18 protein-coding genes are annotated in these 24698 nt (G+C 66.3%); 7 read left to right on the forward strand and 11 right to left on the reverse strand.

What is annotated here, in order from left to right; genetic code table 11:
• Positions 1–2: 2 nt before the first annotated feature.
• Entirely contained in the window at positions 3–572 is a 570-nt protein-coding gene (lptE, locus tag ACFOHJ_RS13495) for an LPS assembly lipoprotein LptE (protein WP_378221219.1), read from the reverse strand.
• Positions 559–3186, reverse strand: a complete 2628-nt coding sequence (leuS, locus tag ACFOHJ_RS13500; protein WP_378221221.1) for a leucine--tRNA ligase — start codon at positions 3184–3186, stop codon at positions 559–561. Before leuS ends, lptE begins: the two co-directional genes overlap by 14 nt.
• 141 nt (positions 3187–3327) lie before the next feature.
• Here leuS and ACFOHJ_RS13505 point away from each other — a divergent pair, with 141 nt between their 5' ends.
• Positions 3328–3990 (forward strand): YggS family pyridoxal phosphate-dependent enzyme, encoded by a 663-nt coding sequence (locus ACFOHJ_RS13505; RefSeq protein WP_378221223.1) that lies wholly within the window; start codon positions 3328–3330, stop codon positions 3988–3990.
• A gap of 70 nt (positions 3991–4060) precedes the next feature.
• Here the strand turns inward: ACFOHJ_RS13505 and ACFOHJ_RS13510 are convergent, their stop codons facing one another.
• Positions 4061–5167 (reverse strand): ABC transporter substrate-binding protein, encoded by a 1107-nt coding sequence (locus tag ACFOHJ_RS13510; protein WP_378221226.1) that lies wholly within the window; start codon positions 5165–5167, stop codon positions 4061–4063.
• Positions 5168–5341: 174 nt separating this feature from the next.
• Positions 5342–5614 carry an usg protein gene (locus tag ACFOHJ_RS13515; RefSeq protein ID WP_378221227.1) on the reverse strand — a complete coding sequence of 91 codons (273 nt, stop codon included), beginning with the start codon at positions 5612–5614 and terminating at the stop codon, positions 5342–5344.
• 266 nt (positions 5615–5880) lie between these two features.
• Here ACFOHJ_RS13515 and acs point away from each other — a divergent pair, with 266 nt between their 5' ends.
• Both acs and ACFOHJ_RS13525 read left to right on the forward strand, forming a co-directional pair.
• Positions 5881–7836, forward strand: a complete 1956-nt coding sequence (gene acs, locus ACFOHJ_RS13520; RefSeq protein WP_378221230.1) for an acetate--CoA ligase — start codon at positions 5881–5883, stop codon at positions 7834–7836.
• A gap of 22 nt (positions 7837–7858) precedes the next feature.
• Positions 7859–8596, forward strand: coding sequence for an MOSC domain-containing protein (locus ACFOHJ_RS13525; RefSeq protein WP_378221232.1), 738 nt, complete (start codon positions 7859–7861; stop codon positions 8594–8596).
• A gap of 79 nt (positions 8597–8675) precedes the next feature.
• On the opposite strand, the gene ACFOHJ_RS13530 is transcribed toward ACFOHJ_RS13525, so the two are convergent.
• The 4 genes from ACFOHJ_RS13530 to ACFOHJ_RS13545 form a co-directional block, all read right to left on the reverse strand.
• Entirely contained in the window at positions 8676–8969 is a 294-nt protein-coding gene (locus ACFOHJ_RS13530) for an excalibur calcium-binding domain-containing protein (RefSeq protein WP_378221235.1), read from the reverse strand.
• A 277-nt stretch (positions 8970–9246) separates the two neighbouring features.
• The gene (locus ACFOHJ_RS13535; protein ID WP_378221238.1) at positions 9247–10650 is read right to left on the reverse strand and encodes a hypothetical protein; all 1404 of its coding nucleotides are present in this window, start codon (positions 10648–10650) and stop codon (positions 9247–9249) included.
• 269 nt (positions 10651–10919) lie between these two features.
• The gene (locus tag ACFOHJ_RS13540) at positions 10920–11372 is read right to left on the reverse strand and encodes a thermonuclease family protein (protein WP_378221239.1); all 453 of its coding nucleotides are present in this window, start codon (positions 11370–11372) and stop codon (positions 10920–10922) included.
• A gap of 56 nt (positions 11373–11428) precedes the next feature.
• Positions 11429–11641, reverse strand: coding sequence for a DUF1674 domain-containing protein (locus tag ACFOHJ_RS13545; protein WP_378221242.1), 213 nt, complete (start codon positions 11639–11641; stop codon positions 11429–11431).
• A gap of 106 nt (positions 11642–11747) precedes the next feature.
• Here ACFOHJ_RS13545 and htpX point away from each other — a divergent pair, with 106 nt between their 5' ends.
• From htpX to purH, 4 genes are all read left to right on the forward strand, one after another.
• Positions 11748–12731 (forward strand): zinc metalloprotease HtpX, encoded by a 984-nt coding sequence (htpX, locus tag ACFOHJ_RS13550; protein ID WP_378221245.1) that lies wholly within the window; start codon positions 11748–11750, stop codon positions 12729–12731.
• Positions 12728–14119 carry an RsmB/NOP family class I SAM-dependent RNA methyltransferase gene (locus tag ACFOHJ_RS13555; RefSeq protein ID WP_378221579.1) on the forward strand — a complete coding sequence of 464 codons (1392 nt, stop codon included), beginning with the start codon at positions 12728–12730 and terminating at the stop codon, positions 14117–14119. Before htpX ends, ACFOHJ_RS13555 begins: the two co-directional genes overlap by 4 nt.
• A 129-nt stretch (positions 14120–14248) precedes the next feature.
• Positions 14249–15925 (forward strand): heparinase II/III family protein, encoded by a 1677-nt coding sequence (locus ACFOHJ_RS13560; protein ID WP_449224166.1) that lies wholly within the window; start codon positions 14249–14251, stop codon positions 15923–15925.
• 128 nt (positions 15926–16053) lie between these two features.
• A complete protein-coding gene (purH, locus tag ACFOHJ_RS13565) occupies positions 16054–17670 on the forward strand; it encodes a bifunctional phosphoribosylaminoimidazolecarboxamide formyltransferase/IMP cyclohydrolase (RefSeq protein WP_378221249.1) in 1617 nt (538 codons plus the stop codon).
• A 187-nt stretch (positions 17671–17857) separates the two neighbouring features.
• Here purH and ACFOHJ_RS13570 read toward each other — a convergent pair whose 3' ends face one another.
• The 3 genes from ACFOHJ_RS13570 to ACFOHJ_RS13580 all read right to left on the reverse strand — a co-directional run bounded on the left by ACFOHJ_RS13570 (position 17858) and on the right by ACFOHJ_RS13580 (position 24547).
• A complete protein-coding gene (locus ACFOHJ_RS13570) occupies positions 17858–19234 on the reverse strand; it encodes an MFS transporter (RefSeq protein WP_378221250.1) in 1377 nt (458 codons plus the stop codon).
• A gap of 64 nt (positions 19235–19298) precedes the next feature.
• Positions 19299–19751 (reverse strand): cytidine deaminase family protein, encoded by a 453-nt coding sequence (locus ACFOHJ_RS13575; protein WP_378221252.1) that lies wholly within the window; start codon positions 19749–19751, stop codon positions 19299–19301.
• Entirely contained in the window at positions 19748–24547 is a 4800-nt protein-coding gene (locus tag ACFOHJ_RS13580; protein ID WP_378221254.1) for an NAD-glutamate dehydrogenase, read from the reverse strand. The genes ACFOHJ_RS13575 and ACFOHJ_RS13580 overlap by 4 nt, the downstream gene beginning before the upstream one ends.
• Positions 24548–24698: the final 151 nt, after the last annotated feature.

Consider the following 24698-nt stretch of genomic DNA (forward strand, 5'->3'; position numbering starts at 1 on the left):
TTTCAGCGTCTGGCCAGATCCTGCGCGATGGCCAGACGCAACAGTTCGGCCAGTTCCCGCGCGGCGCGGTCCTCGGCGTCGCGTTGCGCCCGGTAGGCGGCGAACTCCTGGAGCGGCCGATCGAACGAAGAAGTGATCGAGCGCTTGCCCGAGGCCACGGTCTTGCCGGTCGCGGTATCGCTCAGCGTGTAGGCGGCCGTCAGCGTCACCGTGCCGGCCGTGGGGATGTCCTCGTTGCGCGTCGTCTGGACCAGGGCTGCGGTCGAGAGCCGCTCGGTAACGCCAAGGTCGAGCGAGTAGGCCGGTGTCGCGGGTTGTCCCGCACCGCCGGACAGGGCGAAGATCAGGTTGTTGCGCACCTGCTGCGCATAGCGCGTGCTGACCGGCTTGACGGCGATGGAGGCCAGTTCGGTCGCGGCGCCGACCTGCGAGCCGGCCGACAGCGGCGCATTCGAATAGAGCGGACGGGCCGTGCAGGCCGACAATATGGCGGCCGCCGCGATCAGGCCCGAAAGTGCGATGGCGCGCGCGGCCAGGCCTGCTTGGAACTTCCGGGGTTCAGGCAACGACATTGACGATCCTCTGCGGGACGACGATTACCTTGCGCGGCGTCTTTCCCTCGAGCGCCTTCTGCACGAAGTCCAGAGCCAGAACGGCCTGTTCGATCGCAGCTTGATCCGCGTCGCGGGCAATTGTCAAATCGCCGCGCTTCTTGCCGTTGAGCTGCACCGGATAGGTGATTTCGTTCTCGACGATCTGCGCCGGATCGAAGGTCGGCCATGGCTGTTCGGCGACGAGGCCCTGGCCGCCAAGGGCCGCCCAGCATTCCTCGGCCAGATGCGGCATCATCGGCGCGATCATCACCACGAGGAAATCGAGCGCCTGCCGCACGGCGGCCTTGCCGCCGCTTTCGCCGCCGGCGATCTCGGCCACCTGTGGCGAAAGCAGGTTGGTGAGTTCGTAAAGCCGCGCGACGGCCCGGTTGAAGTGCAGCGTCTCGATGTCCTCGCCGACGCTTTTGAGGATCTTGTGCGCGCCGCGCGAGATCGCCGCGTGGGCGCCGTCGCGTGCCGGCTCGGGACGGACGTCGCGGACATGCGGGGCCGCTTCCGACACCAGCCGCCAGACGCGCTGCACGAAGCGGTGCGCGCCTTCGACGCCGGCTTCCGTCCAGATGACGTCGCGCTCGGGCGGCGAATCCGACAGCATGAACCAGCGCGCCGTGTCGGCGCCGTAGCTGGCGATGATGTCGTCGGGGTCGACCACGTTCTTCTTCGACTTCGACATCTTCTCGATCGAGCCGATCTCGATCCTGCTGCCGTCCTTGATGAGGGTCGCCCGGCGCTTGCCGTCGACCTCCTCGATGGCGACCTCGGCGGGGGTCACCCAGCCGTTCGGCCCGCGGTAGGTTTCGTGGACGACCATGCCCTGCGTGAACAGGCCCTGGAACGGCTCCTTCACCTCGTTCAGGTGGCCGGTGGCCTTCATGGCGCGGGCGAAGAAGCGCGAATAGAGCAGGTGCAGGATCGCGTGCTCGATGCCGCCGATATACTGGTTGACCGGAAGCCAGCCGTTCCTGCCGTCGACATAGGCGAGCGTGGTGGGCTCGCTCTCGTTCCACGGATCGGTAAAGCGGGCGAAATACCAGGACGAATCAACGAAGGTGTCCATGGTGTCGGTATCTCGCCGCGCGTCCTTGCCGCATTTTGGGCAGGCGACGTGTTTCCAGGTCGGATGATGGTCGAGCGGGTTGCCCGGCCGGTCGAAGGTCACGTCGTCGGGCAGCAGCACCGGCAGGTCAGCCTCCGGCACCGGCACCGCGCCGCAGGCGTCGCAATGGATGACGGGGATCGGGCAGCCCCAGTAGCGCTGGCGCGAGATCAGCCAGTCGCGCAGGCGGAACTGCACCTTGCGCGTCGCCTGCGGCCGGCCGCCCAGCGTGGCGCCGGAAAGGCGCGTGGCCACGTCCTCGAAGGCGGCCTTGGGCGTCATGCCGTCGAGGAAGCGCGAGTTGATCATCAAGCCGTCTTCGACGAAGGCTTCTTCCGTGACCTGGAAGGCGGGTGCATCGACGCCTTCGGGCTTGACCACCGGAATCACCGGCAGCCCGTATTTGTTGGCGAAGTCGAGGTCGCGCTGGTCGTGTGCCGGGCAGCCGAAGATGGCGCCGGTGCCGTATTCCATCAGCACGAAGTTGGCGACGTAGACCGGCAGCGTCCATTCCGGATCGAAGGGGTGGGCGACGCGGATGCCGGTGTCGAAGCCGCGCTTTTCCGCCGTTTCCAGTTCGGCCGCCGAGGTGCCGCGATGGCGCACGTCCTCGATGAAGGCGGCGAGCTCGGGATTGCCTTCGGCCGCCTTCTTCGCCAGCGGATGGTCGGCGGCGATCGCCATGAACGAGGCGCCGAAGATGGTGTCCGGGCGAGTGGTGAAGACTTCCAACTCGCTTTCGCCGGCAGGCGCGGTGGCGGGCACCAGCGGCCAGCGCAGCAGCAGGCCCTCGGAACGGCCGATCCAGTTCTCCTGCATGATGCGGACTTTTTCGGGCCAGCGGTCGAGCGTGGCCAGGCTGTCCAGCAGGTCCTGCGCCATCGAGGTGATCTTGAGGAACCACTGCGTCAGGTCGCGCTGCTCGACCGGGGCGCCGGAGCGCCAGCCCTTGCCGTCGATGACCTGCTCGTTGGCGAGCACGGTCATGTCGACCGGGTCCCAGTTGACCTTGGCGGACTTGCGCTCGGCAAGACCTGCCTTCCAGAAGTCGAGGAACATCTTCTGCTGGTGGCGGTAATAGGAAGGGTTGCAGGTGGCGATCTCGCGCGACCAGTCGAGCGAGAGGCCCATCGTCTTCAACTGGCCCTTCATCGTCTCGATGTTGGCATAGGTCCAGTCGCGCGGGTTGACCTTGTTGTCGCGCGCGGCGTTCTCGGCCGGCAGTCCGAAGGCGTCCCAGCCCATCGGATGCAGCACGTTCTGGCCCTTGGCGCGGTGGTAGCGCGCGACCACGTCGCCCATCGTGTAGTTGCGCACATGGCCCATGTGGATGCGTCCCGACGGGTAGGGGAACATCTCCAGCACGTAGTATTTCGGGCGCGGATCGTCGTTCCTGGTTTCGAACAGCTTTTTGGCGTCCCAGGCCTTCTGCCATTTGGGCTCGGCCGCGCGCGGGTTGTATCGTTCGGTTGCCATGATCCGTTTTTCACTTAAAGAAGGCGGGGAAAACCCCGGGATTTGCGTGTGTGAAGACCGTGGTTCGGGTCTTCACCACGGTTTGGCGGACCCGTCAACCGAAAGGGCGGCGATGGGCCGCGAAAACGAAGGAATTGGACCATGGGCGACGCCGTCGAACACCTTGCGGCCGTGAAGGCGAAAATCGCCGCTGCCGAACGGGCGGCGGGGCGTGCCGTTGGCGCGGTGACGCTGGTCGCCGTCTCCAAGACCTTCGACGACATTCATGTCCGCCCGGTGGTCGCCGCCGGCCAGCGTGTGTTCGGCGAGAACCGGGTGCAGGAGGCGATGGGCAAGTGGCCGGCGCTGAAGGCGGATTTTCCGGACGTGGAGTTGCACCTGATCGGTCCCCTGCAGTCCAACAAGGCGAAGGAGGCGGTGGCGCTGTTCGACGTCATCGAGACCGTGGACCGCGAGAAGATCGCGGCCGAACTCGCCCGGGAGATGGGCAGGCAGGGCCGGCGGCTGCGGCTCTACGTGCAGGTCAATACCGGTTCCGAGCCGCAGAAGGCGGGCATCGGGCCGCGCGGGGCGGTGGCTTTCGTCGACCGCTGCCGCGAGGTCCACGGTCTCGCCATCGAGGGGCTGATGTGCATTCCGCCGGCGGACGAGAATCCCGGCCCGCATTTCGCGCTCCTGGAAAAGCTGGCGCGCGAGGTCGGCGTCGAAAAGCTCTCCATGGGCATGTCGGGCGATTTCGAGACGGCGGTGGCCTTCGGCGCGACCAGCGTGCGGGTCGGGTCGGCGATCTTCGGCAGCCGCTGAGCGAGTGGCCGCCTGAAACGGCGAAGGCCGGGGTTTCCCCCGGCCTTCGGATACGTGACTGGCTCCAGCCTTACTCGGCCGCGACGATCTTGCCGCCTTCCCACTTGAACAGCGAGAAGCTCGGCGAGGACAGGTCGCCATTCTCGCCATAGGTCAGCTTGCCGATGGCGGTCTGGATCGGCTGGCCGTCCTTCAGCGCGGTAGCCACGGCCGCGGTGTCGTCGGCCTTGCCGGCCTTCTCGATGCCGGCCTTGATGACCTGCACGGCTGCATAGGCGTTGAGCGTGAAGGCCTCCGGCGGAACGCCCTTGTCCTTCAACACCGCGACGGCCTCGGCCGAATCCGGGTTCTTCAGCGCGTCGGTGGCGTTGGTGAAGAGCGTGCCGGCGGCCGCCTCGTTGCCGATCGCCCAGTACTCGGTGTTGGACAGGCCTTCACCGCCGATGATCTGCGCCTTCACGCCGGCATCCGCGAGCTGGCGCGCCAGCAGGCCGCCCTCGGGGTGGTAGCCGCCGAAATAGATGACCTCGGCGCCGTCCTTCTTCAGCCGGCCGACCAGAGCGGTGTAGTCCTTCTCGCCGGCGGTCAGGCCTTCATACATCACTTCGGTGACGCCGCCGGCATTGATGGCCGCCTTGAAGGAGTTGGCCAGGCCCATGCCGTAGGTGCCCTTGTCATGGATGACGGCGATCTTCTTGTCCTTGAGGTGGTCGAGCACGTATTTGGCGGCCACTTCCGCCTGCTGGTCGTCGCGGCCGCAGGTGCGCAGCACGTTGGTCAGGCCGCGGTTGGTGAGGTCCGGCGCGGTCGCGGTCGGCGTGACCATCAGCACGCCGTTTTCGGCAAAGACGTCCGAGGCCGCCATGGCGACGCCCGACGTGACGGGGCCGACGACATAGTGGATGCCGTCGCCGACGAGCTGGTTGGCGGCCGACACGCCCTGCTTGGGATCGCCGGCATCGTCGGCCAGCTTGATCACGACTTTCTCGCCGAGGATGCCGCCGTTCTTGTTGATCTGGTCGACGGCGGCTTCCGCGCCGTTCTTGACCTGATCGCCATAGGCGGCGACGGGGCCGGTGAGGGGCGCCACGAGGCCAATGGTGATATCGGCCCAGGCGGCCGGCGTGAGAGCCAGCGAAGCGGCAAACGCAACACCGGCAAGCAACTTTAACTTCATGAGCGTTACTCCTCAGATGGCCGGCAATATATGTCGGCGGGGAACCTTGCCCATAGCCCTTCGCAGCCTCGTTGGCAAACGGAACGGATGCTGGCGGCCCGCCGGGCGCGCGGTGCCCGGAGAACGAGGCGAGGCTTCCTCAGGGGCAGGACCGTATCGGGAGGAACAGCCGGCTCAGTGCAGCAGGAACTCGCCGTCGACCTTGCGCCACTCGTTGGGCGCGATCAGGGTGCGGTGCGTGTAGGTCACCGAGTGGAGCGGGCCGTCGAGCTTTTCGCGCCAGAATTCGATGAATTTCACCAGCACCGGGAACCTCGGGGCGAGATCGTAATCCTGCCAGATGAAACTTTGCAGCAGGTGCGGATGGTCGGGGTAATGGTAGAGGATGTTGGCCGTGGTCAGGCCGTACCCCTTCAGCATCAGGTCGAGTTCGGATTGGTCTCTCATGATCGCCCTCGCAAGCTTATGAGCCCTGTCCTGAGATCAGGAGTCTGCGCCCGCATGGTTAATCGATGCTTAACGGCATCGGGACACAGGATACGCCCGCTTTGATTGCCGATCATCGCACGAGTGCGTCATCACGCCGCTGCCCGTCGAAGGTCTGATGTTGCCGTCGGGGCCGAAGTGTTAATAATACAGTGGACGCGCGCGACCGTAAGCCGCGCCGCCGCGTGCCGCATGCCGGCAAACGAGCAGGGAGAGGAAATCAGGCAATGTCAGACGATTACGTCCACAAGGTACAGGCCGCGTGGAAGAAGAATGCGCTGATCGACAACGAGACTTATCTGAAGTGGTACGCCGACAGCGTGAAGAACCCGGACAAGTTCTGGGGCAAGCATGGAAAGCGTATCGACTGGTTCAAGCCTTACACCAAGGTGCGCAACGCCTCGTTCGAGGGCAAGGTCTCGATCAAGTGGTACGAGGACGGCACCACAAACGTTTCCTACAACTGCATCGACCGGCATCTCAAGAAGCGCGGCAACCAGATTGCCATCATCTGGGAAGGCGACAATCCCTACGACGAGAAGAAGGTCACCTATAACGAGCTGCACGAGCATGTGTGCCGCTTCGCCAACGTGCTGAAGAAGCATGGCGTCAAGAAGGGCGACCGCGTCACCATCTACATGCCGATGATCTTGGAGGCGGCCTATGCGATGTTCGCCTGCACGCGCATCGGCGCCATCCATTCGGTGGTGTTCGGCGGCTTCTCGCCCGACGCGCTGGCCGGCCGCATCGTCGACTGCAAGTCGAACTTCGTCATCACCGCCGACGAGGGCCTGCGCGCGGGCAAGCATATCGCGCTGAAGGAAAACACCGACAGGGCCATCGAGATCGCCGCCAAGGATGGCGTCAAGGTCGACAAGGTCATCGTGACGCGCCGCACCGGCGGCAAGATCGACTGGATGGAAGGCCGCGATTTCTGGCTGCACGAGGAGGCCGCCTCGGTGAAGCCGGCCTGCCCGCCGGAAAAGATGAAGGCCGAAGACCCGCTGTTCATCCTCTATACGTCCGGCTCGACCGGCAAGCCCAAGGGCGTCCTGCACACCACCGGCGGCTACCTCGTCTATGTGTCGATGACCCACCAGTATGTCTTCGACTACCATGACGGCGACATCTACTGGTGCACGGCTGATGTCGGCTGGGTGACCGGCCACTCCTACATCCTCTACGGGCCGCTCGCCAACGGCGCGACCACGCTGATGTTCGAGGGCGTGCCGAACTACCCGACGCCGTCGCGCATGTGGGAGGTGGTCGACAAGCACAAGGTCAACATCTTCTACACCGCGCCGACCGCGATCCGCGCGCTGCGCGGCGTCGGCGACGAATGGGTGCAGAAGACCTCGCGCAAGACGCTGCGCATCCTGGGTTCGGTCGGTGAGCCGATCAACCCGGAAGCCTGGGAATGGTACTTCAACGTCGTCGGCGAGAAGAAGTGCCCGGTGATCGATACCTGGTGGCAGACCGAGAACGGCGGCATCCTGATCGCGCCGCTGCCGGGCGCGACGGACCTCAAGCCCGGTTCGGCGACGCGGCCGCTGTTCGGCATCGTGCCGGAGATCGTCGACAACGACGGCAATACCATCGAGGGCGAAGGCAGCGGCAATCTGTGCATCAAGGAGCCGTGGCCGGGCATGACGCGCACGGTGTTCGGCGATCATGAGCGCTACATCCAGACCTATTTCAGCAGCTACAAAGGCAGGTACTTCAGCGGCGACGGCTGCCGGCGCGATGCCGGCGGCTATTACTGGATCACCGGCCGCGTCGACGACGTCATCAACGTGTCGGGCCACCGCATGGGCACGGCGGAAGTGGAGTCGGCGCTGGTGGCGCACGACAAGGTGGCCGAGGCCGCCGTGGTCGGCTACCCGCACGACATCAAGGGGCAGGGCATCTACTGCTATGTCACGCTGGCCGAGGGCGTCAGCGGCAGCGATGCGCTGCGCAAGGAACTGATCGCGCATGTGCGCAAGGAAATCGGGGCGATCGCCGCGCCCGACAAGATCCAGTTCGCGCCAGGCCTGCCCAAGACGCGTTCGGCCAAGATCATGCGCCGCATCCTGCGCAAGATCGCCGAGGACGAGTTCGGTTCGCTGGGCGACACCTCGACGCTGGCCGATCCGAGCGTCGTCGACGACCTGATCGCCAACCGCCAGAACAAGCGGGCATGAGGCAAACCGCCCGGGAGGATCGATGACCGTGCTCGGGCGGGTGAAAGGACTGTGGCGCTATCCGGTGAGTTCGCTCGCCGGAGAGCCCATGTCGGCGATTTTCCTCGGGCAAGGCGGGGCCGACGGCGACCGGCTCTACGGGCTGGTCGAGGTTGCGAGCGGCGAGGTTGCCGCTCCCGACCGCAATGCCAAGTGGCATCCGGTGCCCCGCATCCGCACCCGCCTGTCGGCGGGCGGCGGCCTGGAAATCCTGGTTCCCGGCGGGGACTGGGTGTCGGCCCCGGGCGCGGCTTGCGACCGGGCGGTTTCCGCCTTTCTCGGCTTCGAGGCGGCGATCCGGCCGTTCCCGGCCGAGGGGGCATCCCTGACCGACGGTTCGTTCGTGCTGCCGCGCTATGAAAAGGCGCCGGTGCATCTTCTGACCACCGCGTCGCTGGCGCGGCTGAAGGCGCTGCACGCGCAGGGCGACCCCGACCCTCGGCGCTTTCGCCCGACGATCCTCGTCGACATGCCGGAAGTCGAGGGGATATTTCCGGAATCGGAGTGGCTCGGCCGGCGCATCGCCGTCGGCGAGGTGGAACTGACGGTATCGGCCCCGTGCCGCCGCTGCGGCTTCACCATCATCGCGCAGGAGGGGTTCGACAACGACCCCGGCATCCTGCGGACGCTGGTGCGCCATAACGCGCACAATATCGGCGTCTACTGCACCGTGGACCGGCCGGGCGATGTTCTGCTCGATGCGCCGCTGCGGTTTTTGTGAGAGCGAAAAGCCGCTCTGCTCTTTATTTTAACCGCATTTCTGGACGCAAAACCGTTTCACGCTTTTGCAGGGCAATGGCCTAGCAGCCGATCTGGTCCTTGATTTTCTGGACTTCTTCCAGAGAGCGACAGACGTTTTCGCAAGGGATGCCGTCGTTGTCACCATCGGCGCGCGAATAACCACCGCACCACATTTGAACGGCCTCTTCGCAGGAGGCGGCCCGTTTGCAACTGGCGGCTGCGAGGATGACCTCGGTATGTTCAAAAGCCGCCGGATGCGCATAAACGGAGTTCGCGAAAGCATTTGCGGTCAAAAGGAACAGGACAATCGCGCTCGTGGCACACACCAAGCTTGGCGCATACTTGGCGGTCACGGTCTGCTCCTTGCAAATAGAGTTCCAGCACCCCATCATAAGGCCGTGTTCAACCAATCGAAAGGAGGTGATCCGATGTCGAGTGATTTCGTTTTGCGTTGCGTGGTCTCGGCGGATCGTCCTTTCGGGAAGCAGCCTTCCTGAAATCGGCGTGACGCGCGGCTGACGCCTCCGGGCCGTCGCCTGGGAATGTCGCCATGAGCCGCGCCAGCAGCGAAAGCACGGGGCCGCCCTTCCGGGGCGGCCCTCGCTTTTTGTGAACCGGGTGTAGTGACCGTTATTTGGTCAGCGCCAGTTGCTCGGTATTGGCGACGATGTCCTTGAAAGCGGCGTCCAGTTCGGGGCCGGTCGAAACATCGTAGAAGTGCTTCATCGAGGACGTATCGTTGCTGGCGCAGTTCCTGAGCACGCTGCGCGCCTGGCTGGATTCGGAATTGGGGAGCGCGAACCCGATGGTGAAGACGACGATGCCGTCTCTTTTCATATTGCCGCAGATGCTTTCGGCGTAGCTGCGCGATTTCTGACCCTGGTCGTTTTGCGGCTGGTTGTTCTTGTCCTTGCTCACCGGCACGCCGGCGAATGCCGTGTTGAAGGCGCCGTCCGTCATCAGGATCGCTACCTTGCCTACCTTCTTGGGATTGATGTCGGCGGGGCCGTCGCCGGCCCCGGCACTGCTGATCGCCGAACGCCATTTGGGTGACAGCATGTAGTATCCCCACTGTGCGGCGATGCCGCCGGCAGTGACGCCGTTGGCACTAAAGCCCTCGATGGCGGCCAGCAGCGCATCCTTGTCGGCTGTCAGCGGTACCAGACCGGCCTGGGGGCAGGTGCCGACGCGGTCATCCCGGTTGACCTTGGCGTAGTACTGTTCATCCTTGTTGTTACGGCGAACGATCCGGATCGTGTCGGGCGCGTCATCCGAGAAATCGGCGCTGCCGTCCTGCATCTTGCGTTCCGTGGCGCAATTGTCCGGGTGTGTTGTTGCCGATACGGGAGTCGCGATCGACGGAGGCAGGTCGGGACCGTTCTTTTGCTCGACGAAAACCGTGTCGGCCAACTTGCCGGTGTTGACTGCTTCCGCATAAGGCACGATTGCCACGCGCACTCGGGGAGTGTTTGGATTCTTGTTTCCAGCGAGCAACGCCTCGACGGCGCTTTGGGCGGCCTTTTTCAGATCTTTGATCTTCTGTCCGCCCATCGATCCCGTGACGTCCAGCATCATCGCCACTTCGATGTGCCTGTCGGAATAGATCGCGGCGCCGATGTTGGAGACGCGGCGGGTGTTCGGCATGCCGAACAGCGGGAAGTACAGCGATACGTCGACATGAGCCTCGGCTTCGACGGTCTTGGCCGTGTCGTCGATGGTCAGCCTGTCGAGGACGATCTCGTCATAGGCGAGCAGGCCGCCGGTGCTGTTGGCGCTGAGAAACGCCCGAACGGTGTCGGGGGCGTCCTCTTCGGTGATGTCGCCGATGGTGATGCTGCGCGCCGTCGAGGTGACCGCGGCGTCGACCGCCGCGCGCAATGCCGACTTGGCGTTCATGAGTTGCACCGTGTCGACGGCAAAGCCGACGCCCAGCACCAGCGCCGAAGCGGTGATGCCGAAGACCACGGCAAAATTGCCGCCGCGATGGCGGGCGAACCTGTCGATCGCCTGCCAGAAACCCCCATGACCCCACATTCGCCCTGTCTCCGCCGCCACGCCCCCGGAAGCCTCTCATGCGGCGATGCAGGCTTTCCCCCTGATCGCCCGGGCAAGAGCGCCGGACTTGCTTGAACTGCCTCAAAATGTTGTTTTGGCTTGGATTTTGAGGGGGCGTGCTAAATGAAACATGAATGGCGCGGCGCCAGTTCGCAATATGCTTACCGGGTCCTGACCGGCGGCGCCGATGCCCGTCGGCGGCAGGGCCATTGTGTGCCGATCCGGGACAAGGGGTCGGCTTGGAGCGCTCAGCCGCACCAGCTTTTCCGGCGCCCGCCGGTGTAGGCCCGGACCAGGCTCTGGCCGAGCATTTCCTCGGCCACGGGCACGCCGTCCTGCGTTTCGACGTCGGCCAGGACGCGGCCGTAATATTTCGCGCCGCCGATATTGGAGATCGAAACGCTACCCTCGCCGATCAGCCGGGCAAGCTCGTCGCGGGCGCGCAGCGCGGCCCGGTGTTCGGCCGCGCACCGGCTTTTCATTTCCGGGGCGTCGATGCCGCGAATGCGCACGTTGACGCGCACGGACTGGCCCGGCCACACCAGCGCGTCGGCGACAAAGGTGTCGCCGTCCAGAACATCGAGGACGATGGCCTCGACGGGCCCGCGAAAACCCCCGCCCGCCCGGACCGGGGTGAGTGCGGCCAGCGCGACGGCGGTGCCGAAAAGGGCAATGCAAAGCGGGCGGCGAAACGAATCCATGCCAAGGCATTTATTCCTATTCTGCGTCGCGCGCAAGCGATCGCGGGGGGCAGGATTCAAAAGTCGCTGGTCAGTCCCTTGACCTCCCAGTCGCCGTAGCGGCCGGGTTCCTTGCCGCCGCGGCCGCCGTGTTCCTTCGGCAGGGCGGCTTCCTTTTCACGATAGACCTGCCGGCGGGCTTCGGCCTCGGCCAGGGCGCGCCTGGCGGCGGCCGGCAAATCCCTCGATGCGCTGTCGGTGGCTGCGGGAGCTTTATTTTCGTCGGCCATGCGAGCCTTCCCTGGATTGAAACGGGACCCGTTATTCCCCATCCTATACCGGAACCCGGCGCAGATCGCAGCCATGAATTGACGCTCGCCAGACACGGAGCAGACGATGAATACCCTTCGCACCGCCATGCTTCTTGCTGCCATGACGGCCTTGTTCATGGGCGTCGGCTTCCTGATCGGCGGATCGGGCGGCATGATGATCGCGCTGGTCATCGCCGCCGGCATGAACCTGTTCAGCTACTGGAACGCCGACAAGATGGTGCTTTCCATGCACCATGCCGTCGAGGTCGACGAGCGCAACGCGCCGGAATATTTTTCGATCGTGCGCGGCCTTGCCCAGCGCGCCGGCCTGCCGATGCCGAAGGTCTACCTGATCGACAACGACCAGCCGAATGCGTTCGCCACCGGCCGCAACCCCCAGAACGCGGCGGTCGCCGCCACCACCGGACTGCTGCGCCGGCTTTCGCATGAGGAAGTGGCGGCGGTGATGGCGCATGAACTGGCCCATGTGCAGCATCGCGACACGCTGACGATGACGATCGTGGCCACGCTGGCCGGCGCCATTTCGATGCTGGGCAATTTCGCCTTCTTCTTCGGCGGCAATCGCGACAACAACAATCCGTTCGGCTTCATCGGCGTGCTGGTGGCGATGATCGTGGCCCCGTTCGCGGCCATGATCGTGCAGATGGCGGTCAGCCGCACGCGCGAATATTCGGCCGACCGGCGCGGCGCGGAAATCTGCGGCAACCCGCTTTGGCTCGCTTCCGCGCTTGACAAGATCGCGCGCGGAGCCGAACGCATTGCCAACCCCGATGCCGAGCGCAATCCGGCGACCGCGCACCTGTTCATCATCAATCCCCTTTCCGGCGAGCGCATGGACAATCTGTTTTCCACCCACCCGGCGACGGAAAATCGCATCGCCGCCCTCCAGGCGATGGCACGCGAGATGGGCGGCGGCCGCGAGGCGGCGCCGAGCCAAAGCGGGCCGTGGGGCGCAGCCGCCGCGCCGCAGGCGCGGGGCGAGCGCGAAGCGCCGAAGGCAGGTCCGTGGGGTCGTAGCCCGACCGGGCCTAAAGGCCCGTGGTCCTGATCTTGGACGGGAACGCTCACCGCAAGCCGGGAAAGCCCCACCGGCGGCCCAGGCCTGCCGACGAGGCGGCCGCGCCGGGGCTTGCCGCCCGCAAGGCGGCTGCGCGGCTGCTGGCGGCGGTCATCGACGCCCGCACGCCGCTCGACGGCCTGACGGACCACGAGCACGGCCACCCGCAGTACCGGACGCTCGACCTGCGCGACCGGGCGCTGGTGCGCGCCATCCTGGTGACGGCGCTTCGCCATCGCATGACCATTGCCGGGCTGATCGGGCGCCGGCTGGAAAAGCCGTTGCCGCCCAACGCCACCGCGCTGTCGCATATCCTGCATGTGGCGGCGGCGCAAATCCTCTTCCTCGACGTGCCGGATAGCGCCGCCGTCGACCTCGCCGTCACCCACGCCAAGGCCGATCCGCGCACCGCACGGTTTTCCGGCCTCGTCAACGGGGTGCTGCGCGCCATTACCCGCGGCAAGGAGGCGGAACTCGCCGATGCGCTGGCGCGAACCGAAGAGGCGCCGCCATGGTTCGTGGAGCGGCTCAAGGCCGCCTACGGGGTCGATACGGCAAGGCGCATCCTCGAGGCGCACCGGCATGAAGCGCCGGTCGATTTTTCCGTCAAGGCCGATCCGGCCCTGTGGGCGCAGAAGCTTGGCGGCATCGTCACCCCGACCGGCACGGTCCGGGTGGAGCGGCTTGCGGCTCCCGTCGCCGAACTGCCCGGTTTCGAGGACGGCGCGTGGTGGGTGCAGGATGCCGCCGCCAGCCTGCCGGCGCGGCTTCTGGGCGAGGTGCGCGGCCTTCGCGTCGCCGACCTGTGCGCCGCACCCGGCGGCAAGACCGCGCAACTTGTGCTTGCCGGCGCCGACGTGACGGCGCTCGACACTTCGAAGAACCGGCTTGCGCGGCTGCGGCAGAACCTGGAGCGGCTCGGCCTCGATGCGCAAACCGTCCAGGCCGACCTGCTCGAATACAAGCCGGAAACGCTTTTCGACGCGGTGCTGCTCGACGCGCCCTGTTCCTCCACCGGCACGGTGCGCCGCCATCCCGACGTTCCGTGGACGAAAACGCCCGCCGACATCGAAAAGCTGGCGGCCCTGCAGGCAAGGCTTCTTGAACACGCCGTCACCCTGGTGAAGCCGGGCGGGCGCATCGTGTTCTCCAACTGCTCGCTCGACCCGCTCGAAGGCGAGGACCTTTACCGCGATTTCCTAGCGCACGCGCCGGGTGTCGCCGACGATCCGGTGCGGCCCGGCGAGTTTGCCGGCCTCGATCCCTACCTCACGCCGGAAGGCACGCTGCGCAGCACGCCGGCCGGCATGGACCTCGGCGCGCCCGGAATTTCCGGGCTCGACGGCTTCTTTGCCGCCCGCCTGCGCAAGGCTGGCTGAACGAAGCAGTGGGCATCGGGTTAAAGCGCCTTCGCATGAATCCCTGAATGGCTTACCTTGCGCGGTCTGCAAGGGCGATTCCCCGGGGGTGCATTGACAATCGAGGCAGGCAACAGGATGCGCGTGGGCATGCTCGTGGCGAAGGAAGTCTGGCGCAAGACGCGCCGGCGCCTGCGGTCCGGCCCCGCTTACCGATGGCGTTATTCGGGCCGCACGCCCGAGCGCGTCCTGATCGCGCCGCCGGACCTGCGGCTCGCCGATCCGCAGATCGCGCTCGAAATCTATTACGGCCGCTACCCCTTGTCCGGGCACATGGTCGAGACCGGCGGCCAGTCGCCGTTCCAGATCCAGGTCAACGATCGCGGCTGGAAAAAGAGCCTGCACGGCTTTCGCTGGCTGCGCCACATGCGTGCCGCCGGCACGGAGCTCGCCGCCGCCAATGCGCGGGCGCTGGTGGGCGACTGGATCGCCATGCATGGCGGGCGCATCGACGGCGTCGCCTGGGAACCGGGCACGACGGCCAAGCGCATCATCTCGTGGCTGCAGCATTCCTCGGTCGTGCTGCAGGGGGCGGAGTTTCCGTTTTACCGCTCGTTCCTGAAATCGCTCGCCGTGCAGATACGCTACCTGCGCTCGATGGCGCCGGAGATGCCAGACGGCAAGGACAGGCTGCGCGCCCGCATCGCGCTGGCCTTTTCCGCGCTGTCGCTGCCGGCTCCGGCAAGCGCGCTGCGCACGGCCACCCGCAATCTGGGCGCCGAACTCGACCGGCAGATCCTGCCGGACGGCGGCCATATCTCGCGCAACCCGATGGTGGTCCTCGAAATCCTCGCCGACCTCCTGCCGCTGCGCCAGACCTACGCCAACCAGGCGGAAACCCCGCCGGCGGCGCTGATGGGCGCGATCGACCGCATGCTGCCGGCCTTGCGCTTCTTTCGCCACCAGGACGGCAGCGTCGCCCGCTTCAACGGCATGGGCGCGACCATCCAGGACCGCATCGTCGCCATCCTGCGCCATGACGACACCGCCGGCTCGCCGCTGCTGCATGCGCCGCATTCGGGCTATGAGCGCCTGTCGATGGGGGACGTCACCGTCATCGCCGATACCGGCGCGCCGCCGCCGGTCGCCGTATCGGCTTCGGCCCATGCCGGCTGCCTGTCATTCGAACTGTCCTCGGGTCGCCAGCATTTCATCGTCAATGCCGGCATCGACACCTATGGCGCCGCCGAGTTCCGGCCGCTGGCGCGCGCCACCGCCGCCCATTCGACGGCGACGCTCAACGATACCTCCTCGGCCCGCTTCAGCTATTCGCCGCGCGTCAGCGACGTGCTCGGCTCGCCGCTGATCGGCGGGCCGCGCGCCGTGCCGTGCCAGCGCATCGACGACAAGGATCGCCAGGGGTTCGTGGCCCGCCACGACGGCTATGCGGCGCGCTTCGGGCTGCTGCACGAGCGCCAGATGGCGATGACCGGCAACGGCAACGTGCTGTCCGGCCGGGATCGCTTCGTGCCGGCCGAGGGCCGGACGGTCCGCAATGGCGAGGACATGGTCGCGGTGCGGTTCCATGTCCATCCCGACATCGTTCTGGCGCGAGACGAGCGCGAGCGGCTGGTGCTGGCGGCCGAGGCCGGCGACCACTGGCTTTTCACCTCGCCCGAGGTGGAGCCCGAGGTGGAGGAATCGATCTATTTCGCCGGGCTCGGCGGCCCGCGCCGCAGCCGCCAGATCGTGCTGCATTTCAGGGCCTGCGAGATGCCGGAAGTGCGCTGGCAGCTGATCCGCACGAAGATTTCCGGGGAAGCTTAGCCCTACAGCATGTCTCCCGAAGTGGCCCGGTTTCGGGATAAAGACATGCTTAGGGCCGGTCGTGTCGCATTGATTTCCGCTCGTCATATGCTACGGCCCGTTCCTAATTCCACGAAAGGTCCTGTGCCATGGCTGTCGCCTCGAAAATGATCCCTCCGCCCGACCTGGTTCCGGTGCGGCGCGCGCTGCTGTCGGTTTCCGACAAGACGGGGCTGGTCGAATTCGCGCAGGCGCTGGCCAAGGCCGGCGTCGAGCTCGTCTCCACCGGCGGCACGGCCAAGGCGATCGCTGCGGCCGGCATCGCGGTGCGCGACGTTTCGGAACTGACCGGCTTTCCCGAAATCATGGACGGCCGCGTCAAGACGCTGCATCCGGCGGTGCATGGCGCGCTGCTCGGCGTGCGCGACGACCCCGAGCATGCGGCGGCGATGCACCAGCACGGCATCGAGCCGATCGACCTCGTCGTCGTCAACCTCTACCCGTTCGAGGAAGTTCGCCGCTCCGGCGGCGAATACGCGGCCATCGTCGAGAACATCGACATCGGCGGCCCTGCCATGGTGCGCGCCTCGGCCAAGAACCACGCCTATCTCGCCGTGGTCACCGACCCGGAGGACTACGCCTCGGTGCTCAATGCGCTGGAGATGAACCTCGGCTCGCTGTCGTTCGATTTCCGCCAGAAGCTCGCGGCAAAGGCGTTCGCGCGCACCGCCGCCTACGATGCGGCGATCTCCGGCTGGTTCGCCGAGGCGCTCGCCATCGAGCATCCGGGCTGGTGCGCGTTCGGCGGCAAGCTGGAGACGGTGATGCGCTATGGCGAGAACCCGCACCAGTCGGCGGGTTTCTACGTCACCGGCGACCGGCGGCCCGGCGTCGCCACGGCAAAGCAGCTTCAGGGCAAGCAGCTTTCCTACAACAACATCAACGACACCGACGCGGCCTTCGAACTGGTCGGCGAATTCGACCCGGCCCGCTCGGCGGCCATCGCCATCATCAAGCACGCCAATCCGTGCGGCGTCGCCGAAGGCGGCACGTTGAAGGAAGCCTATCTCAAGGCGCTGGCCTGCGATCCGATCTCGGCCTTCGGCGGCATCGTGGCCATGAACCGCATCCTTGACGCGGAGGCGGCCGAGGAAATCGTCAAGACCTTCACGGAAGTCATCATCGCGCCCGAAGCCAGCGAGGAAGCGGTGCGCATCGTTGCCGCCAAGAAGAACCTGCGCCTGCTCACGGCCGGCGGCCTGCCCGACCCGCGCGCTGCCGCGACGACAGTGAAGTCGGTGGCCGGCGGACTGCTGGTGCAGGGCCGCGACAACGCGGTGGTCGACGACCTCGACCTCAAGGTGGTGACGAAGCGCGCGCCGACGCCCGCGGAACTGGCCGATCTCAAGTTCGCGTTCCGCGTCGCCAAGCATGTCAAGTCGAACGCCATCGTTTATGTGCGCGACGGCGCGACCGTAGGCATCGGCGCCGGGCAGATGAGCCGGGTCGATTCATCGCGCATCGCCGCGCGCAAGGCGCTCGACGCCGCCGAGGCCGCCGGCAATCCGGAGCCGCTGACCAAGGGGTCGGTGGTCGCTTCGGATGCCTTCTTCCCGTTTGCCGACGGCTTGTTGTCGGCAATCGAAGCGGGCGCCACCGCCGTCATCCAGCCGGGCGGCTCGATGCGCGACGACGAGGTGATCGCCGCCGCCGACGAGCACGGCATCGCCATGGTGTTCACCGGCGTGCGCCACTTCCGGCACTGAGGGCAAGCCTACCATCGCAAGAAATACCCCCACCCCTAACCCCGGGGGAGGGGGATTCTTTTACCGTCACGCCAATTGCCACGACCGTGACGTGGGTACCGGTAGAGTTCCCCTCCCCCTGGTGGGGAGGGGTTAGGGGTGGGGGGTGGCCTCGCCAAGTCCGGCGCAAGTTCAGGAAGTGTAGGTGCTATTCCCTGGGCCGGTTCGCGGGATAGGGCGTGCCGGCCAATATCCACATGCCCGCCCCCAGGAACAGGATGATCGCCGCCATGCCGAGGCGGGCAGAGCCACTGGCCGCGGTGACGGTGGCGACGAGGAAGGGGGCTGCGAAGCTCGTTGCCCGGCCGGCCAGCGCATAGATGCCGAAGTAGCGCCCTGCTTCCTCCGCCGTGACGCTGCGCGCCATGTAGGAGCGCGAGGAGGCCTGCACCGGGCCGAAGGCAAGCCCGATGAGCAGGCCGAAGGCGATGTAGGCCTTTTCCGCCGGCGTGCCGAACAGGCCGCCCGAATCCTCGCCGGGCAGTTGCCACAGCCCGAAGAGGGTGTAGCCCGGCCCGGTCGAGACGATGCCGACGGTGGCGACCATGAGAAGGACGAGCGCCGTCATCACCACCTTCTTCGAGCCGAGCACGGTATCGAGCCGGGCGGCGGCGAGGCAGCCGAAGACGGCGACGACGTTGAGAATGATGCCGAAGACGCCGATCTCGGTGATCGACCAGGAAAACATCGCTGCCGCGAAGGCCCCGCCCAGCGCCAGCAGCGCGTTGACGCCGTCCTGGTAGAGCATGCGGGCGATGAGGAAGCGGAAGATCGCGCCACGCCGCCGCGCCTCGGCGATCGTTGATTTCAGTTCCGCCAGCCCGGCGCGCACGGCCGGGCCTATGGCAATGCCCTTCGCCGCGTCCGGCGTGAAGAGGAACATCGGCAGCACGAAGACCAGATACCACAGCGCCGACAGCGGCCCGGTGGCGCGCGCGTCCTCGCCGAGTTTCGGATCGAGGCCGAACAGCGGGTCGAGTCCGAGCAGGGTCTTTCCGGTTTCCGGCGAGCCGGCCATGAAACCGACGACCAGGATCAGCGCGATCATGCCGCCGAGATAGCCGAGCCCCCAGGCGACGTTTGAGATCCGGCCGATCTCGCTGGCCGGCATCAGGCGTGGCATCATGGAATCGTTGAAGACGATCGAGAATTCGGCCGCCACCGAAGCAAGCGAGAAGAACAGGACGGCGAGCCAGAGGCTCGATCCGGGTGCGGCGAACCACAACAGGCAAAGGCTGACGATCTGGATGGCGGCGAAGAAGCCGATCCAGGGTTTTCGCGGGCCGGTCTGATCGGCGATGGAGCCCAGCACCGGCGACAGAACGGCGATGGCGAGGCCGGCGGCCGCGATCCCGTAGCCCCACGCCGCCTGGCCCTGCGCCGGGTCGGCCGCCATGCGCGAGACGAAATAGGGGCCGAAGATGAAGGTGGTGACGACCGTGAAAAAGGGCTGCGCCGCCCAGTCGAACAGCATCCACCCCCATATGCCGCGCCCGGACGCGCGCTGGACGGTAGTGTCGGTCATGGTTCCTCCGGCCTCCCGACAGGGGCGGCGTGTCTGGGCGGTTTCCCGGGGCTGTGCAGAAACGTCAAAGCGAGCCCATGGGCGGCGCTGCCGGTTCGCCATAGGGGATCAGGGCGGCCAATGTCGTCACCGTGTCTTTCGCCACGACGACGGAAGTATGCCAGTTTTCCGGATCGACCTGGCGGATGAGTTCCCGGCACCTGCCGCAAGGAGGCATGATATTCCCATCGGCGTTTACGGCTACGATGGCCGTGATCCGGGTTTGCCGGCTTTTGAGCATGTCGGCTATGGCGGCATGCTCGGCGCAGAAGCCCAGGCTCGAGGCCGTGTCGATGCATATCCCGGTGTGAATGCTCCCGGATGCGGTCAGCAGCGCAGCCGCCACGCCACCGGCCGAGCATGTATCGGAGCAATCGAAGTCACCGGCGATCTGAAGCGCCGTCGATATCAACATTTCCGAAACCGAATCCGTCGTTCCGGCTACCATAGACGCTACCTCCTTGTCGGGGAGTTTCACCTTCCCGTCAGGTCGCTCATCAGGCCCGAGGCCACCGAAAGGCGCGAGACGGTGAGGTCGCCGCCTTCCGTCAGCGCCTTCAGGCGTTCGCGCACGCGGGCGATTGCCTCGCCGCCGGCCTCCAGCCACGCCGCGACCGGGTCGGCCGCGCCCGCATGCGCGGTCAGCGCCGCGACCGCGATGCCGCGTCGTGCCGCGCCGATCGTGTCATGCGCGCGCGACAGGGCGAGCTGGTCGTAATAATCCGACGGGGTGAGGGAATGCACCGCCTCCTCGATGCGGGGAATGCGGAAGGCTTCGCTGACATGGAAGAAGGCCTTGGCCGCCGACGCGATGTCGGCACCTGCCATCCCGGCGGTCAGCGCAATGTCGGGAATGAGTTCGGCGGCGTCGGTCAGCGCCAGCCGCTCGGCCAGCTTTTCCGGCGCGCCGCCCTTGAACAGGCCGTGGCGCCGCTCTTCGATCCGCTGCCGCGAAAATTCCGGCAGCAGCGAGGCGAGCCTGGGTTCCAGCGCCTTGCGGACCTCGAGCAGGGCGTCGATGCGCTTGCCGAGGGGCTCGGTACCGTTGTCGTTCTTCAGGTACCAGTTGCAGGTGGTGAAGATCAGCCGGCTGACGGTCTGGTAGAGGTCGAGCTGGACCTGGCCGTCGATCTTGTTGTCCAGCGCATCGATCTCGCGATAGAGCGCCGGCAGGGCGAAGCCGTCACGCACCAGCGCGAAGGTCCGCATCACGTCGGCGGCGTTGCGGCCGGTCGATTCCTGCAGGCGGTTGACGAAGGACGGGCCGCCCCGGTTGACGAGATCGTTGGCGACGACGCGTGTGATGATCTCGCGGCGCAGGCGGTGGCCGTGGATTTCGCCGGCATATTTCTTCGCCATGCGTTCGGGGAAGTAGCCCATCAGGTCGCGGTCGAAATGCGGATCGTCGGGCGCGTCCGAGGCGACAATGTCGGAAAACAGCGCGATCTTGGCATAGGCCAGGAGCACGCCGAGCTCCGAGCGGGTCAGCGGCTCCCCGCGCGCCTGCCGCTCGGCGAGCGCCGCCGGCGACGGCAGGTTCTCGACCGCCCGGTTGAGCAGGCCTCGGTCCTCCAGCGCCTTCATGAAGCGGCCCTGGTGGGCGATGTCGGCCAGCCCGCGCTGGCGGGCCAGCGACAGCGCCAGCGTCTGCTGGTAGTTGTTGGCAAGCACCAGGTGGGCGACCTCGTCGGTCATGTCGGCCAAGAGCTTGTTGCGGGCGGGGCGCGTCAGCGTTCCCTTGCGCATGGCCGAGGCCAGCGCGATCTTGATGTTGACCTCGACGTCGGAGCAGTTGACGCCGCCGGAATTATCGATGGCGTCGGAGTTGTTGCGCCCGCCGGCAAGCCCGAACTCGATGCGCGCGCGTTGCGTGACGCCGAGGTTGGCGCCCTCGCCGATCACCTTGGCGCGCACCTCGGCCGCCGTGATGCGGATGGCGTCGTTGGCGCGGTCGCCGACCTCCTGGTTGGTCTCGGTCGAGGCCTTGAGATAGGTGCCGATGCCGCCGAACCACAGAAGGTCAACGGGTGCCGACAGGATGGCGCGCATGATTTCGGTCGGCGAGGCGGTGGTCTTGGAAAGGCCGATGGCGGCGGCTGCCGCCGCCGGCAGCGTCACCGACTTCTGGTTGCGCGAAACGATGACGCCGTCCTTCGACAGTTTCGACTTGTCGTAGTCCTGCCAGCTCGAGCGCGGCAGCTTGAACAGGCGCGCGCGCTCCGCAAAGGAGACAGTCGGATCGGGGTCGGGATCGATGAAGATATCGCGATGGTCGAAGGCCGCTACCAGCTTGGTCTGCTCGGAGCGCAGCGCGCCGTTGCCGAAGACGTCGCCCGACATGTCGCCGACGCCAACCATGGTGAAGGGCGTCGTCTGGATGTCGCGGTTCATTTCGCGGAAATGCCGCTTTACCGCTTCCCAGGCGCCGCGGGCGGTGATGCCCATGCCCTTATGGTCGTAGCCGGCCGAGCCGCCGGAAGCGAAGGCGTCGTCCAGCCAGAAGTCGTGCGCCTGGCTGATGGCGTTGGCGGTGTCGGAGAACGTCGCGGTGCCCTTGTCCGCGGCGACGACGAAATAGGGATCGTCGCTGTCGCGGCGAACGACGCCTTCCGGCGGCACGACATGATCGATGTCGATGTTGTCGGTGACTGACAGCAGGCTGGAGATGAAGTTCTTGTAGGCGGCCTTGCCGGCCTCGAAGACGGCCTCGCGGCTGCCGCCCACCGGCAGTTGCTTCGGGTAGAAGCCGCCCTTGGCGCCCACCGGCACGATGACGGCGTTCTTGACCTGCTGCGCCTTGACCAGGCCGAGCACTTCGGTGCGGTAGTCCTGGGCGCGATCCGACCAGCGCAGGCCGCCGCGCGCCACCGGGCCGAAGCGCAGGTGCACGCCCTCGACCTCAGAGCCGTAGACGAGGATTTCGCGCCATGGCTTCGGTTCCGGCAGGCCGTCGATGGCGCGCGGGTCGAGCTTGATCGCCAGCGACTGGCCGCGATCCTTCTTGCCGGCCACGAAGTGATTGGTCCTGAGCGAGGATTCGATCAGGTTGAGGAAGCGGCGGATGATGGTGTCGTCGTCGATGTTGGGAACGTCGTCCAGCGCATCCTTGATCTTGGCCTTGAGGTGCTTGGCCTCCACCGCACCCTCGCTGGCCGCGTCCGGACCGAGCAGCGCCACGAACAGGGCGTGCAGGCCGCGCGCGATATCGGGATAGCGGTTGAGCGTCGCGGCGATGAAGTCCTGGCTTTGCGGAATGCCAGCCTGCTGCAGGTAGCGGCCATAGGCGCGCAGCACTAGAATCTCGTTCGCCCACAGGCCGGCGGTCTGGGCGAGGCGGTTGTAGCCGTCATTGTCGACGTCGCCGTTCCACACGGCCAGGAAGGCGTCGTCGAACAGGGCGCCGCCGTCGTCCAGCGCGATCGGCCGCCCGTCTGCGCTTTCCAGTTCCATGTCGTGGATGAAGACCTTGCCCGACGGCGCGCTGCCGATCTCGAAGGTGCGCTCGCTGATGACGCGGAAGCCGATGTTCTCGAGGATCGGGACCCGGCGCGACAGCGCCACGGGCGCGCCATGGTGATAGATCTTGAGCGAGGCCTGGGTCGCGGTTTGCCCGGTGTCGCGGTAGTAGTCGATGCTGATCGGATGGTCGGCGTCGACCCGGGTGATGCGCTCGGCGTCGACCAGCGCCACGGCGGCGGTGAAGCTGTCGCGATAGCTTCCGGGGAAACGGGTGGCGATCTCCCGGAGGCCGGGGGCGCTGCCGGAAATTTCGGCCGTGTCGGCAAGCGCGTCCTCCCAGGTGCGGATCATGTCGCGGATGGCCGTTTCGATCGTCGCCTGGTCCACCTTGGGCGTCTTGCCGTTGGTGCGGCCGATGATGAAATGGATGCGGGTCAGGCCGCCTTCCGGGAATGCCACGTAGTAGGCGGAAACGCGGCCGTCGAAGACCGTCTTCAGGTAGCTGCCGATCCTGTCGCGGGCGGCGCTGTCGTAGCGGTCGCGCGGCACGAAGACGAGGACGGAGACGAAGCGGTCGAACTGGTCGGCGCGCACCAGCGCGCGCACGCGCGGCCGGTCGGTCAGCGCGAGGATGGCCTCAGCGTGCCTGCGCAGCGTCGGCACCGGGATCTGGAACAGTTCGTCGCGGGGGAAGCTTTCCAGCACGTTGATCAGCGCCTTGCCGGAATGGTCGCCGGCATCGAAGCCGGCCTTGGCGATGACGCATTCGGCCTTCGAGCGCAGGTAGGGAATGTGCATCACCGAGCGCGTGTAGGCGGTGGAGGTGAACAGGCCGACGATGCGCAACTCGCCTGAAAGGGCGCCTTTGGCGGTGTAGGTCTTGATGCCGATATAGTCGAGATAGATGCGCCGGTGCACGACCGACTTGGCGTTGGCCTTGGTGACGATCAGCGGTTCCGGCCCATGCAGGAAGGCACGGATTTCCGGCGTCGTCGTCACCGCCTCGGTGCCGCGCCGCAGCACCAGCACGTCGGGATCGGTGAGGATGCCGAGGCCCGGCCCGTCGTCGCGCTCCAGCGTGCCGCTCTTTTCACCGCCGCTATACTTGTATTCGCGCATGCCGAGGAAGGTGAAGTTGTCGTCGCGCAACCATTCCAGGAAGGCGATGGCCTCGGTGACATGGGCCTTGTCGAGGGGGACCGGAGCATAGCGGAATTCGGAGATCGCCTGGTCGAGCCGGGCCAGCATCGGCTTCCAGTCGTGGACGGCGGATCGCACCTGTTCCAGCACTTTTTCCAGCCGTTCGGCCAGCGCCTGCGCCTGTTCCTGGGTAAGTCGCCCGATATGGACGTGGATGACGCTCAGCCGGTCGTGGGCTTGGTTGCCCCGGGCCAGGCCGGCATCGCCGAGGATTTCCTCGACGCCGTTCCTGCCGTGCCTGGCGACGATGACCGGATGCGTGACCAGGTAGGGTTCGGAAAAATCCTCGGTGATTTCGCCGAGGATGGAATCGAACAGGAAAGGCATGTTGTCGTTGACGACGGTGACGACGGTCACCGGGCGCCCGTCGCGGAAGACGCCCGAATCCGCGTCGACGGCAACGACGCTTTCGCCTTTCTTGTGACTGGCGACGGCCTTGCGGGCGAGGTCGGCGGCGCGCGCGAGGTCGGCCGCGCTATAGGCGGCGACGTCTTCGGCGGGCGCGCGCGCGAGCAGGTAGTCGGCGAAGGAAGCGGATTTCTCCGCCTGCTTTACGGGAGGCTTCCGGATCCCCACGGCCTTTTTCGTTTTGCTCGCGGCTTTCGGGTTTGCCATGATGCTGGATACTCCCTCCCGGTATGTGCTTTGCGGTATCGTAGCCAGATGACGGGCATTTGGCGACAAGGTTTGACATTGGCCCGAAATATATAACGATTTGATTTGGCACAGTTGTGAAGCCGCCGGGCAGGCGGAACGGGAAGGAAAG

Source organism: Aquamicrobium soli (assembly GCF_042646345.1).
In the GTDB taxonomy this organism is placed as follows: Bacteria; Pseudomonadota; Alphaproteobacteria; order Rhizobiales; family Rhizobiaceae; genus Mesorhizobium; species Mesorhizobium soli_A.

Excerpts from the sequence above, each read along its gene's own strand:
- purH (WP_378221249.1), top strand. The coding sequence starts at position 16,054 with ATGGCTGTCGCCTCGAAAATGATCCCTCCGCCCGACCTGGTTCCGGTG.
- lptE (WP_378221219.1), bottom strand. The coding sequence starts at position 572 with ATGTCGTTGCCTGAACCCCGGAAGTTCCAAGCAGGCCTGGCCGCGCGC.
- ACFOHJ_RS13505 (WP_378221223.1), top strand. The coding sequence starts at position 3,328 with ATGGGCGACGCCGTCGAACACCTTGCGGCCGTGAAGGCGAAAATCGCC.
- leuS (WP_378221221.1), bottom strand. The coding sequence starts at position 3,186 with ATGGCAACCGAACGATACAACCCGCGCGCGGCCGAGCCCAAATGGCAG.
- htpX (WP_378221245.1), top strand. The coding sequence starts at position 11,748 with ATGAATACCCTTCGCACCGCCATGCTTCTTGCTGCCATGACGGCCTTG.
- ACFOHJ_RS13580 (WP_378221254.1), bottom strand. The coding sequence starts at position 24,547 with ATGGCAAACCCGAAAGCCGCGAGCAAAACGAAAAAGGCCGTGGGGATC.
- ACFOHJ_RS13540 (WP_378221239.1), bottom strand. The coding sequence starts at position 11,372 with ATGGATTCGTTTCGCCGCCCGCTTTGCATTGCCCTTTTCGGCACCGCC.
- ACFOHJ_RS13545 (WP_378221242.1), bottom strand. The coding sequence starts at position 11,641 with ATGGCCGACGAAAATAAAGCTCCCGCAGCCACCGACAGCGCATCGAGG.
- acs (WP_378221230.1), top strand. The coding sequence starts at position 5,881 with ATGTCAGACGATTACGTCCACAAGGTACAGGCCGCGTGGAAGAAGAAT.
- ACFOHJ_RS13515 (WP_378221227.1), bottom strand. The coding sequence starts at position 5,614 with ATGAGAGACCAATCCGAACTCGACCTGATGCTGAAGGGGTACGGCCTG.
- ACFOHJ_RS13510 (WP_378221226.1), bottom strand. The coding sequence starts at position 5,167 with ATGAAGTTAAAGTTGCTTGCCGGTGTTGCGTTTGCCGCTTCGCTGGCT.
- ACFOHJ_RS13560 (WP_449224166.1), top strand. The coding sequence starts at position 14,249 with ATGCTCGTGGCGAAGGAAGTCTGGCGCAAGACGCGCCGGCGCCTGCGG.
- ACFOHJ_RS13535 (WP_378221238.1), bottom strand. The coding sequence starts at position 10,650 with ATGTGGGGTCATGGGGGTTTCTGGCAGGCGATCGACAGGTTCGCCCGC.
- ACFOHJ_RS13525 (WP_378221232.1), top strand. The coding sequence starts at position 7,859 with ATGACCGTGCTCGGGCGGGTGAAAGGACTGTGGCGCTATCCGGTGAGT.
- ACFOHJ_RS13570 (WP_378221250.1), bottom strand. The coding sequence starts at position 19,234 with ATGACCGACACTACCGTCCAGCGCGCGTCCGGGCGCGGCATATGGGGG.